This window comes from Actinokineospora spheciospongiae (genome assembly GCF_000564855.1).
In the GTDB taxonomy this organism is placed as follows: Bacteria; Actinomycetota; Actinomycetes; order Mycobacteriales; family Pseudonocardiaceae; genus Actinokineospora; species Actinokineospora spheciospongiae.
In genome coordinates, this window is the sequence record NZ_AYXG01000179.1 from 18,722 (window position 1) to 32,322 (window position 13,601).

Sequence of the window (13,601 nt, forward strand, 5' to 3'; positions counted from 1 at the left end):
CCGTCAGTTCCCTAGGCCGCGGGCGGGAACTTCTTGACCTGGTCGGCCACGATCTTGTCGAAAGCCTCCTTGGCCGCTGCCTGGTCGGGGCCGTAGGCCTCGATCTGCAGGACCACGCCGTCGGCGATGTAGAAGCCGCGGAAGCTGGCGCGCTGGCCGGGGGCCGGGTCGGGCAGCGCGCGGCCGAGGACGCCGTCGGGCAGCCCGCTCAGCTCGGTGTGGTTGTGGTTGGCGAAGTAGCCGTCGAGGGCGGTCAGCAGCACCTTGGGGTCCGCCCCCGCGGCGGGCGTGAACGACCACACCGCGCGGACGAGGTCACTCTCCTTGGTGACGTACATGCCGACGTTCGTCACGCCCTGGGCCTTGAGGAACGCGGCCTCGGCCTCGGTCGGGACCTTGCCCTTGACCGCGGTGTCGATGGTGATGTTCTGGTTGTCCAGCTCGGTTCCGTCCAGCACGACGAACGGCCCCTTGGGCAGTTTCGGGCCGGTCGGGGTGGCCGGGGCGGTGCTCGACGCCGCGGGCGGGTTCTGGCCCCCGGGGTCCGCGGTGTCCGAGCCACCGGGTTTGAACAGGAAGAACGCCGTGATGCCCGCGGCCACCAGGACCACCACGGCGGCGATGATGGCGATCTTCTTGCCCTTGCCGCCGCCCCCGGACTCGGTGAAGATCTCCGGGCCCTGCCGGGGCCAGCTCTGCGCCGAGCCGAAGTCCGGCGGCAGGCCGTCGTCGTTCATCCACGGCGGCGGGCTCTGACCCTGGTTCTGCTGGGGCCGCGCGGTTTCCCAGGCGGGGCGCGGCTGCGGCGGCGGGAAGTGCGGCTGCCCGCCCATGCCCTGCGGCACGCCGTGGGGGCCGGTGTTCGGGCCGGTGTTCATGGTGCGGCCGGGCACGACCTGGGTCCGCTCGCCCGCGTCCCCGCCGTTGCCACCGGGGTTGCCCGGGTTGCCGCCCATGGCGCTGCCGGGGACCACCTGGGTGCGCTCGGCGGACTCGTTGCCACCCGCCTGCTGCGGCGGCTGCTGCTGCTGCCCGGGCACCACCTGGGTGCGCTCGGTGGTGCCCGGCTGCTGCTGCGGTGGGGTCGGGAAGCCGCCGGAGACCGGAGCGACGATCTGCGTCGACTCCATCGCGTTCGGCGGGGGCGGGGTCGGCGGGGTCGGTTGGGGTGGGGTGGGTTGGGCCGGGGCAGGCTGGGCCGGGGCGGCTTGGGCCGGGGTCGCCGGTTGCCCGCCCTGGTTCTGGCCCGCAGCCTCGACCATCACGCGGTCGCGGCGCTGGCGGTACTCGTCGGCGGTCAACTCACCCGCCACCAGCGCGCTGTCGAGCTTCCGCAGCTCGTCTTGCCAGGACATGCAAATGCCTCCAACCGCGTCAGGACGCGCTCATTGTGCCTAAGTCGCATGACGTCCTGCGGTGCGGTCGCCAAATGGATACGTGCGGGAAAGGATCAGGTCACCGGCAGCGTCTTGCCGACGGTCTCCACCAAAGTCCGCAGTTGCTCGTCCAGCACCGCCGGATCACCGGACGGCGACTGCAGAACGCTCACCTGCACCGTCCAGGTGCCTGCGGTGTAGACCGCTCTGGCCAGGGACGACTTCGGTCCCTGGGTGCCGACGGCGCGCGCGGCGGGGGGCAGGCCCTCGACCTCCTTGTCGGCGAAGCTGAGTTTGCGGTTGGCGTCGAGCACCCCCGTGGTCGTCGTCGCCGCGGCGGCGGCGTCCGAATTGGGGAACGCCTGGACCAGGTAGGCGGTCGTCCCCTCGTACGAACCGACGTACGTGACGGCGTTCACCCCCACCGCGGACAGCAGGCCGACCTCGCGGGCGCTGAACACGTTCGCCGACTGCGCCTGCGACAGGCTCATGGTGCCGCTGCGCGGGTCCGGCGTGCCGGGCAGCGTGATCGTCGCCGGGTCACCGACCTGGACCGCGGGCGGGGCGGCCTGCTGCCGGTCGCCGGGGTCGCCGGAGAAGGCCAGCCACCACACCAGCCCCGCGATCACGACCAGCGCACCGAGCGCGACCAGTACCCGGTTGCGGTTGCCCCCGGTCCCGTCCGCCGCGACGGCGAAGACCTCGTGGCCCTGCATCGGGGTGTCGCGGGGCAGCGTGACCATCGGCGGCAGCGACGCGTGCGGCCCGCCTGGTCCGACTGGTCCGCCTGGTCCGGGCGGCTGCCCCGCGGCGGTCACGACGGCCCGCTGGATCACCTGCGTGCTGCCCACGTCGCCGATCACCTGGGTGGTGTCGGCGTCGGGCTTCGGCTGGTCGGAGGGCTGCTCCGGTTGCGCCGCGGGGGGTTCCGGCTTCGTCAGGGCGGGCTCGGCACCGCCCGGCCGCGCCGGTTCCGCCGCGGAACCCTCCCCCGGAGCCCGGGGCCCGGCATCGGGCTTCCCGGCCGGGACCGGCTTCTCGGCGGGCCCCGCCGGGGGAACCGGCGGCTTGTCCTGGTTCGCGGGCGGCTTGTCGGGGCCTGCCGTGGATGGCCGCGCCTGATCGGCCGCGTTCGGGGTCCGGTCCGAATCCACCGAGGTCTTGTCCGCGGCCCCACCCGAGGTCGCGGCGGGTGGCTGTGCCGAGCCCGCCGGTGCGCCCGCCGTATCCGGGTTCTGCGCCGGGTTCGCCGGGACCTCGTCCGTGACCCGCCTCCCGGTCGGGCCTGCGGCGGGCGGCTGAGCCGGACCTGCCACCGGCCGAATCGGGTTCGCCGATGACGGGGCCGAGCCCGCCACCGGATGGGTGGGCTCCACCGATGGCTGAGCCTGCTGCGCCGATGGCTGAGCCTGCTGCGCCGATGACTGGGCCTGCTGCGCCGATGACTGGGCCTGCTGCGCCGATGACTGGGCCTGCTGCGCCGATGGCTGAGCCTGCTGCGCCGATGACTGGGCCTGCTGCGCCGTTGGTCGGGCTTGGTCCGCCGGAGCCTGCGCCTGCCCCGCCACGGGCTGCGCCGGGTTCGCCGAGGGTCGGGGTGGCCCTGCCATCGGCCGGGCCTGCTCCGGCGTCGGTCGGGGAGGTCCTGCCACCGGCTGGATCGGCTTCGTCGGGGACTGGGCCTGTCCCGCCACCGGCGGGGTCGGGTTCACCGGGGGTACCGGGAACTGGGGCGGACCCGCGACGGGGCCGGGCGGGCGGGCCGGTCCCGGGGGCGGCTGCGGGCCGCGGCGGTCCACGGGGATGGCACGCTCCTCGACGGTCCTGGTGGAGCCGACCGCGGTCGGGCGCTTGGACTGCGCGGGCGCGGGTGAGGTCGACGCCGCGATCAGGATCTCGTCGCGGCGCTTGCGGTACTCGGCGAGGGTGACCGCGTCCTTGGTCAGCGCCTCGTCCAGCTTGCGCAGATCGTCTTGCCAGGTCATCGGTTCCCCGTTCCGGCTGGAGCTCTGTCGAATCGTGCCACCCGCACCGTCATCCCGGCGCGCCTTCCCCGTATTCGGCGACGGACCGTGATCCGCCGAACACCCCGTGCACCAGGGCCAAACCCATGTCGGCGACGGTGTGGCACACCCGCAGCAACAACCCCACCGCGGTTGCGGCCACCACCCCGAGCGCCGGCCCCAGCACCAGCACCAGCACCGCCTCCCGCGCGCCCAGCCCGGCCGGGGCGAAGACCACGACCAGCCCGACCAGCCAGCTCAGGGCGAACCCGCTGGTCGCCAGCCCGCCGAGTCGGGCGGTCGCGCCGGTGAACGGTGCCGCCGCCAGCAGCCCGGCCGCACCGTAGGCCAGCCAGGCCGGGACCATCCACCCCATCGGCCGCAGCAGCGCCGACCAGGTCAGCGCGGGCAGCCCGCTGTCCTTGCCGAGCCTGCGCACGATGGCGGTGACCACCGCCGGGTGCAGCAGCGGCAGGACCAGCACCGCGGCCAGCCCCGCCCAGCCGTACCCGGAGAGCAGCCCCCGGTCGGCGAACAGCAACCCGGCGGACACCACCACCGAGGTCACCACGTGCACGGCCAGGAACACCGCACCCGCCACCAGCGCCGAGCGGGCGGGCACACCGTACCGGCGGGCGAACCGGGCCTGCGCCAGGAGTGGCCACACCGCGCCCGGCAGGTACTTGCCCACCTGGGCCGGGAAGAAGATCGTGCGGGCGGCGGCCCAGCCCACCCGGTGGCCCAGCGCGTCCAGGCACCGCCGCCACACCTGCGCCGTCGCCAGCAGCCCGAGCACCACCAGCGCGAACGCGCCCGCCGCCCGCCACCAGCCGATGGTGCCGATGGCCGCGCCCAGGGCGGGCAGGTCCTCGCGCAGCGCCCAGCCCGCGACCCCCACGGCCAGCAGCACGAACCCCACGGCCAGCACGTCGGCCGCGCGGACGCGTCTGCCCGCCCCCTCAGCCACGGCTGATCAACCCGGTCGTCGTCGGGTAGGGCAGCGCCGGGGTGCCACCGCGCAGGTACTCCACGCGGGTGCCCGGGGTGGTCGTGGCCTCGGCGTAGCGCTTGCGGCGGATGTTGTCGAAGACGACCACCCCACCCGGTGCGAGGTGGTCCAGGGCGCGGCGGAAACACTCCACCCTGGCCCGGCCGTCCACCACGACCAGGTCGAACTCACCGCCGACCGCGTCGATGGTGGCCGCGTACGCGCCGAAGTCCAGGTGCTCGTGCCCGGCCCGCTCGGACCGGACCACCGTCGAGGCGTCGGCCGGGGTGGCGGGCACCGCGTGCAGGGTCACGTGCGGCGCGTCGGCCAGCAGCGCCCGCACGTGCCCGGCGAACCCGGCGTCGTGCTCCACGCTGTGCACCTCGGCGGCGCGGCGGGCCAGCCACGCCGTGCTCGCCCCGGCGCCGAACTCGAACACCCGCGGCGCGTCCCGGCCCGCCAGGAACCGCTCGACCCGGGCCATCGCCGGGTAGCTCCACCAGGCCAGGTCCAGCCCGGCGAGGTCCACGACGTCGTGCACGGCGAACAGGGTGCGCAGGTGGCGGGCGGTGTGCGCGTCGCTGCTGCCGAGCCGGTCGAGCAGCCCGGTCCGGTCGGCGAGCCTGCGCGCGGCACGGACCCCGCCGACGTAGGCGCCGCGCAGCCCGCTCATCGGCTGTCCGTCCGCTCGGACACCAGCTCGCGCACCTCGTCGCGCCGGGCGGTGCGGTGCAGCAGGATCTCCGCGATCAACCCGAACGACACCATCTGCACGCCCAGGATCACCAGCAGCACGCCCAGGTTGAGCAGCGGTCGGGTGCCGATCGGGTCGGCGGTGAACAGCCACACGCCGGTCAGGTACAGCAGCACCAGGAACCCGGCGGCGCCGAACAGGAACCCGATCCCGCCGAACAGGTGCGCGGGCCTGCGGCCGTACTTGGTGATCGTCACGACCGTCATCAGGTCGATCGCGCCGCGCACGTACCGCTCCAGCCCGTACTTCGACACCCCGTGCGCCCGAGCCCGGTGGTTCACCCCCAGCTCGCTCACCTTGTAGCCCTGCTGGTGGGCCAGCGCCGGGATGTAGCGGTGCAGCTCCCCGTAGAGCGGCACCCGGCGGTAGACCTCGGTGTCAGCGGCCTTGAGCCCGCAGTTGTGGTCCTTGAGCGGCAGCCCGGTGATCACCCCGGCCACCTTGTTGAACACCTTCGACGGCAGCCGCTTCGACAGCGGGTCCTTGCGGTCCACCTTGTGCCCGCTGACCAGGTCGACCCCGGTGTCCAGCTCGGCCAGCAGCCGCGGCACCTCGGCCGGGTCGTCCTGGAGATCGGCGTCCATGGTGACCACCCGGCGCCCGCGCGCCTCGGACACCGCCGCGGCCAGCGCCGCCGCCTTGCCGAAGTTGCGCCGCATCCGCACCGCGCGCACCGCGGGCCTGGTCGCGGCCAACTCGCACATGATCTTCCAGGAGCCGTCGGTGCTGCCGTCGTCGACGAAGATCAGCTCGTAGTCGACGCCGTGCAGCGCCGCCGCGACCTCGTCGGCCAGCGCCGTCAGCGTGGCCTCCTCGTCCTTGGCCGGGACGAGCACACTCACCTCGGTCACCGCTCACCCCCACTTTCCGGTTCGGTGGGCATCCACAGCATCCGCCCGCTCGCGCGGACGAACACGACCCTGGTCTGTTCCGCCGCCGTCGGCCCCACCACCGCGAACCCGGTGTGGTTGGACAGCCAGTTCAGCTCCGCCCGCACGTCGGTCCGGATCTGGTCGACCATCCCGCCGCCGACCACCACGCCCGCGCCGTCGACCACGATCGCGCAGCGGATCGGGTCACCGACGCCGCTGGCCCAACCGCGCACGACCACGGCGCCCGCGAGCTCGGTGCTCTCCTCGACGAAGCCGGACGGGTCCTGCTTGCGGCTCTTGTCCGCCGCCGCCACCCGCTCGGCGGAGCCCACGTCGACCCGGTCACCCAGTTCGGGGCCGCCGCAGCCGAGGGTGAAGTCCGGGGTGAAGGGGTAGTGGCCGATCCGGGGGAGCAGTTCCCGCATCTCCTTCCCCTCCGGCATGGTGGTCGGGTAGGCATCGGTCAGGCCCGCCCGCAGGGCGATCGCCTGCAGCGGCACCTCGCGCATCTCGTTGCGCAGGCTGATCGCCGTCGGCACGCCCAGCGCGAACCCGAGGGCTCCCGCCGCGACCGCCGCCACCGCCACCCGCGGGGTGTTCGCCCACGACCGCCGCACCAGCACCGACCCCGCGATCACCAGCAGCGGCACCGCCATCAGCACCGACTGCGAGGTGTAGCGGCTGCTCAACCCGTAGTCGGGGCCGAAGTCGATCCGCGCGACGCCGATCATCGCGCAGGCCAGCAGCGCGTGCAGGGCCAGTGCCCACCACACCCGCAGTTCCGGCGCCCGCGCGCTCCGGGTGGTCAGCAGCAGTCCGTACCCGACCAGCACCGCCATGCCTGCGACAACGGCCATCCCCGCGTTGTTCGCCGTCCACAGGTGACCGACGGCGGACAGGAACGTGTACAGCGCCTGGCTCGGGTCGCTGCCCGGCGCCTGGTCCGCCCCCGCCCCGGGGTACGCGATCTTCCAGACGACGAAGACCGCGGCCAGGATGACCAGCGGCACCACCCGCTTCCACACGGCCTCCCGGCGCACCCAGGCGAACCAGGCCAGCGCCACCCACACCGGGAAGGCGGTGCCGTAGGACAGGCAGGCCACCAGCCCGACCACCCACGAGCCCACCCACCAGCCCCGCCTGGCCAGCAGCAGGGTCAGCACGACCAGCAGGTTCGCCGTCAGCCAGGCCATGCCGCTCATCGACCGGACGAAGTTGTGCAGCCCGTGCGGGCTGAACAGCAGCGCCGACGCGGCCACCACCAGCCCGGCCCGCGCCACCGGGGGCAACGACCTCGGCAGCGCCGCCCGCAACGCCAGCACCGTGAGCACGACCACGGCGACGACCACGCAGCCCAGCGTCCGGTTGTCGCCGTGGGCGACCAGCACGTTCAGCCAGTAGAACAGTGCGGGCAGGGCCACCGGGTGCTCGTTGCGCAACACGAAGAACCCGCCGACGTCCAGCGAGGCGTCCGGGTTGTAGAAGTTGAGCAGGATCGTCCAGTAGTCCAGGAATTGCAGGTGCGGCCCGTTCAGCACGTCGAGCAGGGTCGCGGCGATCGGGAGGAGGGCGAGCAGTTCGAGCGCCCACAACCAACGCGCAGACCGGGCGGCCCCCGTCGTCGGAGGGACTTCAGCGGTTTCGGTCACGGGTGGCGGATCGCTTTCGTGTTCGACTGACACTTTCGGGTGCGAAGCGCAGTCTAGGGAGGGCAACCGCGCGTGTGTTCGGAACGGTCAGTGCCGGTCGCGGGCGCGGGTTACTGTGCTCGGGTGACGGATCAGGCACCCGCCCCGAAATTGCCCCCCGTGCACGAGGCGTGGTTGCCGAGGGAGCACCCGCTGCACCGCCCCCGGCACGGCGCCCGGCAGAAGCTCGCCGTCATCAGCGCCCTGGTCTTCTTCGCCGCCCCCACCCTGCTGTACGTGGTCGGGGTGCGGCCCGCGGAGATCGAGAACCACCCGCTCGCCTCGTTCCCCAGCGTCGGCGACGGCTGGGGCTTCTTCCGCGGCTTCGACGCCTGGGCCACCGACAACCTGTCCTTCCGCCCGGCCGCCATCACCGCCGCCGACGGGGTCAGCCGCGGCGTGTTCGGGGAACCACCCACCTTCGGCGACGAACCCGACACCGGCCCACTCGGCACCGGTGCCACCCCGGCCCCGCCGCCCGACCGGCAGCCGGAGCAGCCCGGCCAGGGCCCGGCGCGGGCCGCGGACGTGTCGGTCGTCGAGGGCACCGACGGCTGGCTGTACCTCGACGCCGACATGACGGCCAAGTGCAAGCCGAGCAGGCCCTTCGCCGAAACGGTCGGCCTGCTCAAGGAGCTCGAGGAGGCGGTGGAGACCTCCGGCCGCGAGTTCGTCCTGCTCGTCGCCCCGGACAAGTCGACGATGGTCCCCGAACACCTGCCGTCGAACTACCCGAACAAGGAGTGCGCCGACGCGGCCCGCACCGAACTGTGGAAGCAGGTCGACGCCGCGGGTGGCGTCGACCTGCGCGGGGAGTTGCAGTCCGTCGCCAAGGGCCTGGGCCGCCCCGCCTACTTCAAGCTCGACACCCACTGGACCGACGAGGGCGCCATGGCCATGGTCCGCCGCACCGCCGAGGCCGTCCAGCCCGGTGTCACGGCCACCTGGACCACCCGGCCGGGGGCGAAGTTCTCCATCCCCGCGGACCTCCCCGGCATCCAGGGCAAGCGCGGAAACCGCGAGGGCACCCTCTACTCCCTGCGCCCCGACGGCACCACCGACCGCACCCAGGCCCCCCGCACCGACCTGTCCACCCCCTTCCACCGCCAGTCCGACCCCACCGAGGGCACGATCGACGACCCCACCCTCTTCCTCGGCGATTCGTTCACCGGCGTCTCCGTGCCCTACCTGTCGGCAATATTCACGGACGTCACGGTGTTGAGCTACCTGAGCAGCGTCAAACGCCCCACCGCCACCATCAACGAGATCGCCGACCACGAGGTGGTCGTCTTCGAGATCGTGGAACGAGCCCTCGCGGTGGGCGGCGGCACCTGGCTCACCGACGACTTCATCAACCGCGTGCGGACCGAACTGGCAAAACGCCCAATCCGCCGCTGAACAGGTACTTTGGAGGCATGGTGTTCTTCGGACGCGACAAGAGCCGACTGGTGACCGCCGACCAGGCCCTCCCCGGCCGCGCCACCCCCCTGGTGGTGTCGACCAACCACACGGTCCACCCCGACCACCGCCAGGTCCCCCCGTTCCCCGAGGGCCTGGAGACGGCCATCGTCGCCATGGGCTGCTTCTGGGGCCCGGAACGGGTCTTCTGGCAGCTCCCCGGCGTCTACTCCACCGCCGTCGGCTACACCGGCGGCACCACGCAGAACCCGACGTACGAAGAGGTGTGCAGCGGCCTCACCGGCCACACCGAGGCCGTCCAGGTCGTGTACGACCCCGAGGTGATCACCTACGCCGCCCTGCTCAAGGTCTTCTGGGAAGGCCACGACCCCACCCAGGGCATGCGCCAGGGCAACGACATGGGCACCCAGTACCGCTCAGGGCTGTACTACCTCAACGCGGAGCAGAAGACCGCGGCGGAGGAGAGCCTGACCGCCTACCAGCAGTCCCTGTCGAAGGCGGGCTACGGCCAGATCACCACGGAGGTCGCCGCGGCGGGCCCCTTCTACTACGCCGAGGACTACCACCAGCAGTACCTTTCCGACCAGAAGAACCCGAACGGCTACTGCGGCATGGGCGGAACGGGCGTCTCCTGCCCGATCGGCCTCGGGGTTCGCGAGGGCTAGTCGGTCTGCTTGGGGTGGCCTGTGCCCGCATGGGTCACCCACACGATGTGGCGGTCGGGTTCCGGGCAGTACCAGATCCGGCCGCCCGCTGTGACCTCGTACTGCCACTGGTCCAGTGCGGTGCCAGCGAGATCACGAGTGCCCAGCCTGCCTCGTAGACGATGTTGGCGAGCCGGGTTCTCCGGGGTGGTCGGACGCTCGGTGAGGACGATCCACGCCTCCCACGTGTTCGCCCGGGCGGTCTGGCAGAGCTGTTCCCAGCCCTTCGCTGCTTCGGTGGTGGCGAACCTGGCTTCCCAGCCGCCCGGGCGTTGGGGCGGGGCGACGCGATCGCCGCGTTTGGCGGGCATGGGTCAGTGATCCACCGGTGCGGGGACCTCGCCGAAGTCGTCGCCGAGGGGGCCGGTGAGCTTGGCGCGCAGGTCGTGGTCGGCGTGGATGGCCGCCGTGCTGCGCCACTCGGTGACTGTCTGTTCGAGGACAGACCAGTGCCCCAGTTCGGCGGACGCTTGGAAGGCGCGGACGAAATCATGTGCGAACTGGAGCCGGTCTTCCTGCGGGAGCACGTCGGCCCAGGGGAACTCGTCGAGCAACGCTGTGGTCACGATGTCCTGCGGCAGGTGCGGTAGGACAGCGCGCAGGGCCCGCGCCGCGGTCACCGAACCCGCGGATGCGGAGCGTGAGCTGTCTTCGCGGGTGAGTAGCAGGGCCGCCCCATCCCGGCGCCGGACAAGCACCTCGCCCTGATCGGCGAGTGCGGCGACGCCCTTCGGGTCGCGTTGCAGCTCGCTCCACTGCACTTCGGTCGCCATGCGTTAATTCTGAACTTTTTCAGAAGTCTTCGCAAGGTCGACTCGCGGACTGGGGATAACTGTCCACCAAGAGTCACCTGTTCAAGGACACCGCTACCACCAGCAGTACCTCTCGCCGCAGAAGAACCCCCACGGCTGCTGCGGCATGGGCGGCACCGGCGTGGCGTGCCCCGTCGGTGCCGGAGTGCGCGAGGGCTGAGGGCTACTTCCCGTAGTGGTACCGGCAGGCGGCGATGCGGACCTCGTCGCCTGCCAGCTTGTAGACCAGGCGGTGTTCGTCGGTGATGCGGCGGGACCAGTAGCCCTGGAAGCCGTGCTTGAGGGGCTCGGGTTTGCCGAGCCCCTCGTTCCCGTTGCGGACGATGTCCTTGATCAGTTCATTGATCCGCTTGAGGACCTTCCGGTCCTCGGACTGCCACCAGACGTAGTCCTGCCAGGCGAGTTCGTCCCAGGTCAGCTTCATTCCGCCAAGTCGTGCTGTGCGCCGCCGCCGGACTCCAGTCGCTCGATCGCCGTGATCAGCCGCCGTGCGTTCTCCGGGCTGCGGAGCAGGTAGGCGGTCTCCTTGAGCGACTGGTAGTCGTCCAGGGACACGATCACCACCGGTTCGTGGCCCGCACGCGTGATCACGACCTCCTCGCGGTCGTTGACCACGGAGTCGAGGGTCTCGGCGTACTTCGCGCGAGACTCGGAGTAGCTCATGGTCTTCACCAGCACCCTCCCTTCGACGTACAAGATAATGTACGTCGAAGGCTGCGCGAGGGCAAGGGGTGCGCCTGGGGTGGCCTATGTCCGGCGGGGTCCTCGCCGGGGGCGGCTGAGCGTGGGGGTGGCTCGGACGCGGCTCCGCCGGTGGGGGTCGCCGTAAGATCTCGGTGGTGGATCGGCGCAAGCGGTTCGGGGTGCACTACACCCCTGCCGCGTTGGCTCGGTTTGTTGCCGGGCGGGTGGTGGCGCGGGTCGGTGGGCGGGTTCGGGTGCTCGACCCGGCCTGTGGGGACGGGGAATTGCTCGCCGCGGTGGGGGAGTTGGTCGAGGCGGAGTTGGTGGGGTTCGACCTGGACCCGGAGGCGGTGGCGGCGGCGCGGGGGCGGTTGCCGGGGGCCGAGATCGCGGTGGGGGACTTCACCGAGGTGGGGGAGGCGCTGCCCGCGGGTTCGTTCGACGTCGTGATCACCAATCCGCCCTACGTGCGGACCCAGGTGCTCGGTGGGGAGGACACCCGGCGGTTGGCGGCGCGGTTCGGGTTGCGGGGGCGGATCGACCTGACCCACCCCTTCGTCGCGATGGTGCCGCGGTTGCTCAAGCCCGGTGGGGTGTTCGGGTTGCTGTGCAGCAACCGCTTCCTGAGCACCAAGGCGGGTGCCAACGTGCGGGGGCTGCTCAGCGAACGGCTCTCCGTGCGGGAGGTGTACGACCTCGGGGACACCAAGCTCTTCGAGGCGGCGGTCCTGCCCGCGGTCGTGGTGGCGACCAACGACCGGGAGCACCGGACGGCCCGCTACGCCAGCGCCTACCAGGTGGAGCGCGGGGCGCCCGCCGGTGACCTCTTCGCCGCTGTCACCTCCGACTCCTCCTCCACCGTCTCCGTGCGGGGGCGGTCCTTCGCCGTGGAGGTGGGCACGCTCGGGCGGTCGGGGCCGGAGGACCCGTGGCGGTTGAGCACCCCGGAGCGGGAGCGGCGCAGCACCTCCGTGCGGGCTCGGACGTGGAAGACGCTGGGGGAGTTGGCGAAGATCCGGGTGGGCATCAAGACCACCGCCGACCAGGTGTTCATCGGCGACCACTGGGACGCCCTGCCCGCCGACCGGGTACCGGAGGCCGCGCTCCTGCGGCCGTTGCTCACGCACGCGGACGTGCGCCAGTGGACGGCGCCGGGGCCTGCCCGCGTCCGGGTGCTCTACCCGTACCTCGACCTCCCGACCCGCAAGCCGGTGGACCTGGCCCTGCACCCGCGGGCCGCGGCGTACCTGGCTTCGCACCGGGAGCGGTTGGAGGGCAGGCGGTACGTGGCGGCGGCGGGGCGGGAGTGGTTCGAGATCTGGGTACCGCACCGGCCTTCGCTGTGGCGGGTGCCGAAGATCGTGTTCCCGGACATCAGCCCGGAGCCGCGGTTCGCCGTGGACCGCAGCGGGGCGGTGGTGAACGGGGACTGCTACTGGATCAGCGTGCCCGAGTTGGGTGGTGACGACCTCGCCCACCTCGTGCTCGGGGTGGCCAACTCCGCGTTCGGGACCCGGTTCTACGACGAGGTGTGCGGCAACCGCCTCTACGCGGGGCGGCGGCGGTGGATCACCCAGTACGTGGCGCGGCTGCCGGTGCCGCACCCCGACTCGGCGGCGGCGCGGGAGATCGTTGCCGCCGCCAGGGGGTTGGCCGGGGGTGATCCGTCGCTGCTGCCCCGGTTGGAGCGGGCGGTGGAGCGGGCATTCGAGTAGGGCTACTCATGACAGGGGCGCGCGGGCCGCGCAGCATTCAGGCATGAGCAGCGACACCAAGGCCCCGTCCTCGCCCACCACCGGCGCGTTCTTCGCCCAGGCCGCCCTGTCCTTCGGGATCGCGCTGGTCGCCACCACCGTCGGCATCGCCGTCCTGCCCGTCGACCCGTGGGTGCGCGCCTTCCTGGCCATCGGCGCCCTCTACACCGTGACCTCCGCGTTCACCCTGGCCAAGGTCATCCGGGACCGGCAGGAGGACACCGCCGTCGCCGCCAGGATCGACCGCGCCCGCATGGAGAAGCTGATGGCCGAACACGACCCCTTCCGCACCCCCGGCACCTGACCCACCCACCACACCCGCACCCCACCCACCACACCCCAACCACCACACCCGCACCTCGACCACGCTGGTTCAGGAACCGAACGCACCGTGGGGGTCTGGGGGTTCGACCCCCAGGTACGACGAAGGGTCGACCCCGTTCGCGCTTTCTGCGAACAAGGTCGACCCAGTCGACCGAGCGGATGACGAGACTCGAACTCGCGACCCTCACCTTGGCAAGGTGATGCGCTACCAGCTGCGCTACAT

The 13,601-nt window shown here is 72.2% G+C and carries 14 protein-coding genes; 4 read left to right on the plus strand and 10 right to left on the minus strand.

What is annotated here, in order from left to right; genetic code table 11:
• Positions 1-11: 11 nt before the first annotated feature.
• From UO65_RS33570 to UO65_RS23135, 6 genes are all read right to left on the minus strand, one after another.
• The gene (locus UO65_RS33570; protein ID WP_052021643.1) at positions 12-1,355 is read right to left on the minus strand and encodes an SHOCT domain-containing protein; all 1,344 of its coding nucleotides are present in this window, start codon (positions 1,353-1,355) and stop codon (positions 12-14) included.
• A 95-nt stretch (positions 1,356-1,450) separates the two neighbouring features.
• Positions 1,451-3,361: a hypothetical protein gene (locus UO65_RS36090; RefSeq protein WP_152552226.1), complete on the minus strand. Its 1,911-nt coding sequence runs from the start codon at positions 3,359-3,361 to the stop codon at positions 1,451-1,453.
• Positions 3,362-3,410: 49 nt separating this feature from the next.
• Entirely contained in the window at positions 3,411-4,346 is a 936-nt protein-coding gene (locus UO65_RS23120) for a lysylphosphatidylglycerol synthase domain-containing protein (RefSeq protein WP_035286212.1), read from the minus strand.
• Positions 4,339-5,040 carry a class I SAM-dependent methyltransferase gene (locus UO65_RS23125; RefSeq protein ID WP_035286213.1) on the minus strand — a complete coding sequence of 234 codons (702 nt, stop codon included), beginning with the start codon at positions 5,038-5,040 and terminating at the stop codon, positions 4,339-4,341. The genes UO65_RS23120 and UO65_RS23125 overlap by 8 nt, the downstream gene beginning before the upstream one ends.
• Positions 5,037-5,972, minus strand: coding sequence for a glycosyltransferase family 2 protein (locus UO65_RS23130; RefSeq protein WP_035286214.1), 936 nt, complete (start codon positions 5,970-5,972; stop codon positions 5,037-5,039). The genes UO65_RS23125 and UO65_RS23130 overlap by 4 nt, the downstream gene beginning before the upstream one ends.
• Positions 5,969-7,585: a hypothetical protein gene (locus UO65_RS23135; RefSeq protein WP_052021645.1), complete on the minus strand. Its 1,617-nt coding sequence runs from the start codon at positions 7,583-7,585 to the stop codon at positions 5,969-5,971. The genes UO65_RS23130 and UO65_RS23135 overlap by 4 nt, the downstream gene beginning before the upstream one ends.
• A 216-nt stretch (positions 7,586-7,801) precedes the next feature.
• Between UO65_RS23135 and UO65_RS23140 the strand changes: the two genes are divergently transcribed.
• Both UO65_RS23140 and msrA read left to right on the plus strand, forming a co-directional pair.
• Positions 7,802-9,079: an alginate O-acetyltransferase AlgX-related protein gene (locus UO65_RS23140; RefSeq protein ID WP_052021647.1), complete on the plus strand. Its 1,278-nt coding sequence runs from the start codon at positions 7,802-7,804 to the stop codon at positions 9,077-9,079.
• 17 nt (positions 9,080-9,096) lie between these two features.
• The gene (gene msrA, locus UO65_RS23145) at positions 9,097-9,765 is read left to right on the plus strand and encodes a peptide-methionine (S)-S-oxide reductase MsrA (RefSeq protein ID WP_035286220.1); all 669 of its coding nucleotides are present in this window, start codon (positions 9,097-9,099) and stop codon (positions 9,763-9,765) included.
• Here msrA and UO65_RS38310 read toward each other — a convergent pair.
• The 4 genes from UO65_RS38310 to UO65_RS23165 all read right to left on the minus strand — a co-directional run bounded on the left by UO65_RS38310 (position 9,762) and on the right by UO65_RS23165 (position 11,279).
• Positions 9,762-10,115: a hypothetical protein gene (locus UO65_RS38310; RefSeq protein WP_035286222.1), complete on the minus strand. Its 354-nt coding sequence runs from the start codon at positions 10,113-10,115 to the stop codon at positions 9,762-9,764. The two genes, msrA and UO65_RS38310, sit on opposite strands and share 4 nt — an antisense overlap.
• A 3-nt stretch (positions 10,116-10,118) precedes the next feature.
• Entirely contained in the window at positions 10,119-10,577 is a 459-nt protein-coding gene (locus UO65_RS23155; protein WP_035286223.1) for a hypothetical protein, read from the minus strand.
• 202 nt (positions 10,578-10,779) lie between these two features.
• A complete protein-coding gene (locus UO65_RS23160; protein WP_035286225.1) occupies positions 10,780-11,040 on the minus strand; it encodes a Txe/YoeB family addiction module toxin in 261 nt (86 codons plus the stop codon).
• Positions 11,037-11,279, minus strand: a complete 243-nt coding sequence (locus tag UO65_RS23165; RefSeq protein ID WP_233427811.1) for a type II toxin-antitoxin system Phd/YefM family antitoxin — start codon at positions 11,277-11,279, stop codon at positions 11,037-11,039. Before UO65_RS23165 ends, UO65_RS23160 begins: the two co-directional genes overlap by 4 nt.
• A 176-nt stretch (positions 11,280-11,455) precedes the next feature.
• Here UO65_RS23165 and UO65_RS23170 point away from each other — a divergent pair, with 176 nt between their 5' ends.
• Both UO65_RS23170 and UO65_RS23175 read left to right on the plus strand, forming a co-directional pair.
• Complete coding sequence (locus UO65_RS23170; protein WP_200873437.1) at positions 11,456-13,015, plus strand: Eco57I restriction-modification methylase domain-containing protein; 1,560 nt, start codon at positions 11,456-11,458, stop codon at positions 13,013-13,015.
• Between the two features lie 43 nt (positions 13,016-13,058).
• Entirely contained in the window at positions 13,059-13,358 is a 300-nt protein-coding gene (locus UO65_RS23175; RefSeq protein WP_035286229.1) for a YiaA/YiaB family inner membrane protein, read from the plus strand.
• Positions 13,359-13,601: the final 243 nt, after the last annotated feature.

Bases quoted from the DNA above. Each gene is read 5' to 3' on its own strand.
- UO65_RS33570 (WP_052021643.1), bottom strand. From the start codon at position 1,355: ATGTCCTGGCAAGACGAGCTGCGGAAGCTCGACAGCGCGCTGGTGGCG.
- UO65_RS36090 (WP_152552226.1), bottom strand. From the start codon at position 3,361: ATGACCTGGCAAGACGATCTGCGCAAGCTGGACGAGGCGCTGACCAAG.
- UO65_RS23125 (WP_035286213.1), bottom strand. From the start codon at position 5,040: ATGAGCGGGCTGCGCGGCGCCTACGTCGGCGGGGTCCGTGCCGCGCGC.
- msrA (WP_035286220.1), top strand. From the start codon at position 9,097: ATGGTGTTCTTCGGACGCGACAAGAGCCGACTGGTGACCGCCGACCAG.
- UO65_RS38310 (WP_035286222.1), bottom strand. From the start codon at position 10,115: ATGCCCGCCAAACGCGGCGATCGCGTCGCCCCGCCCCAACGCCCGGGC.
- UO65_RS23155 (WP_035286223.1), bottom strand. From the start codon at position 10,577: ATGGCGACCGAAGTGCAGTGGAGCGAGCTGCAACGCGACCCGAAGGGC.
- UO65_RS23160 (WP_035286225.1), bottom strand. From the start codon at position 11,040: ATGAAGCTGACCTGGGACGAACTCGCCTGGCAGGACTACGTCTGGTGG.
- UO65_RS23165 (WP_233427811.1), bottom strand. From the start codon at position 11,279: ATGAGCTACTCCGAGTCTCGCGCGAAGTACGCCGAGACCCTCGACTCC.
- UO65_RS23175 (WP_035286229.1), top strand. From the start codon at position 13,059: ATGAGCAGCGACACCAAGGCCCCGTCCTCGCCCACCACCGGCGCGTTC.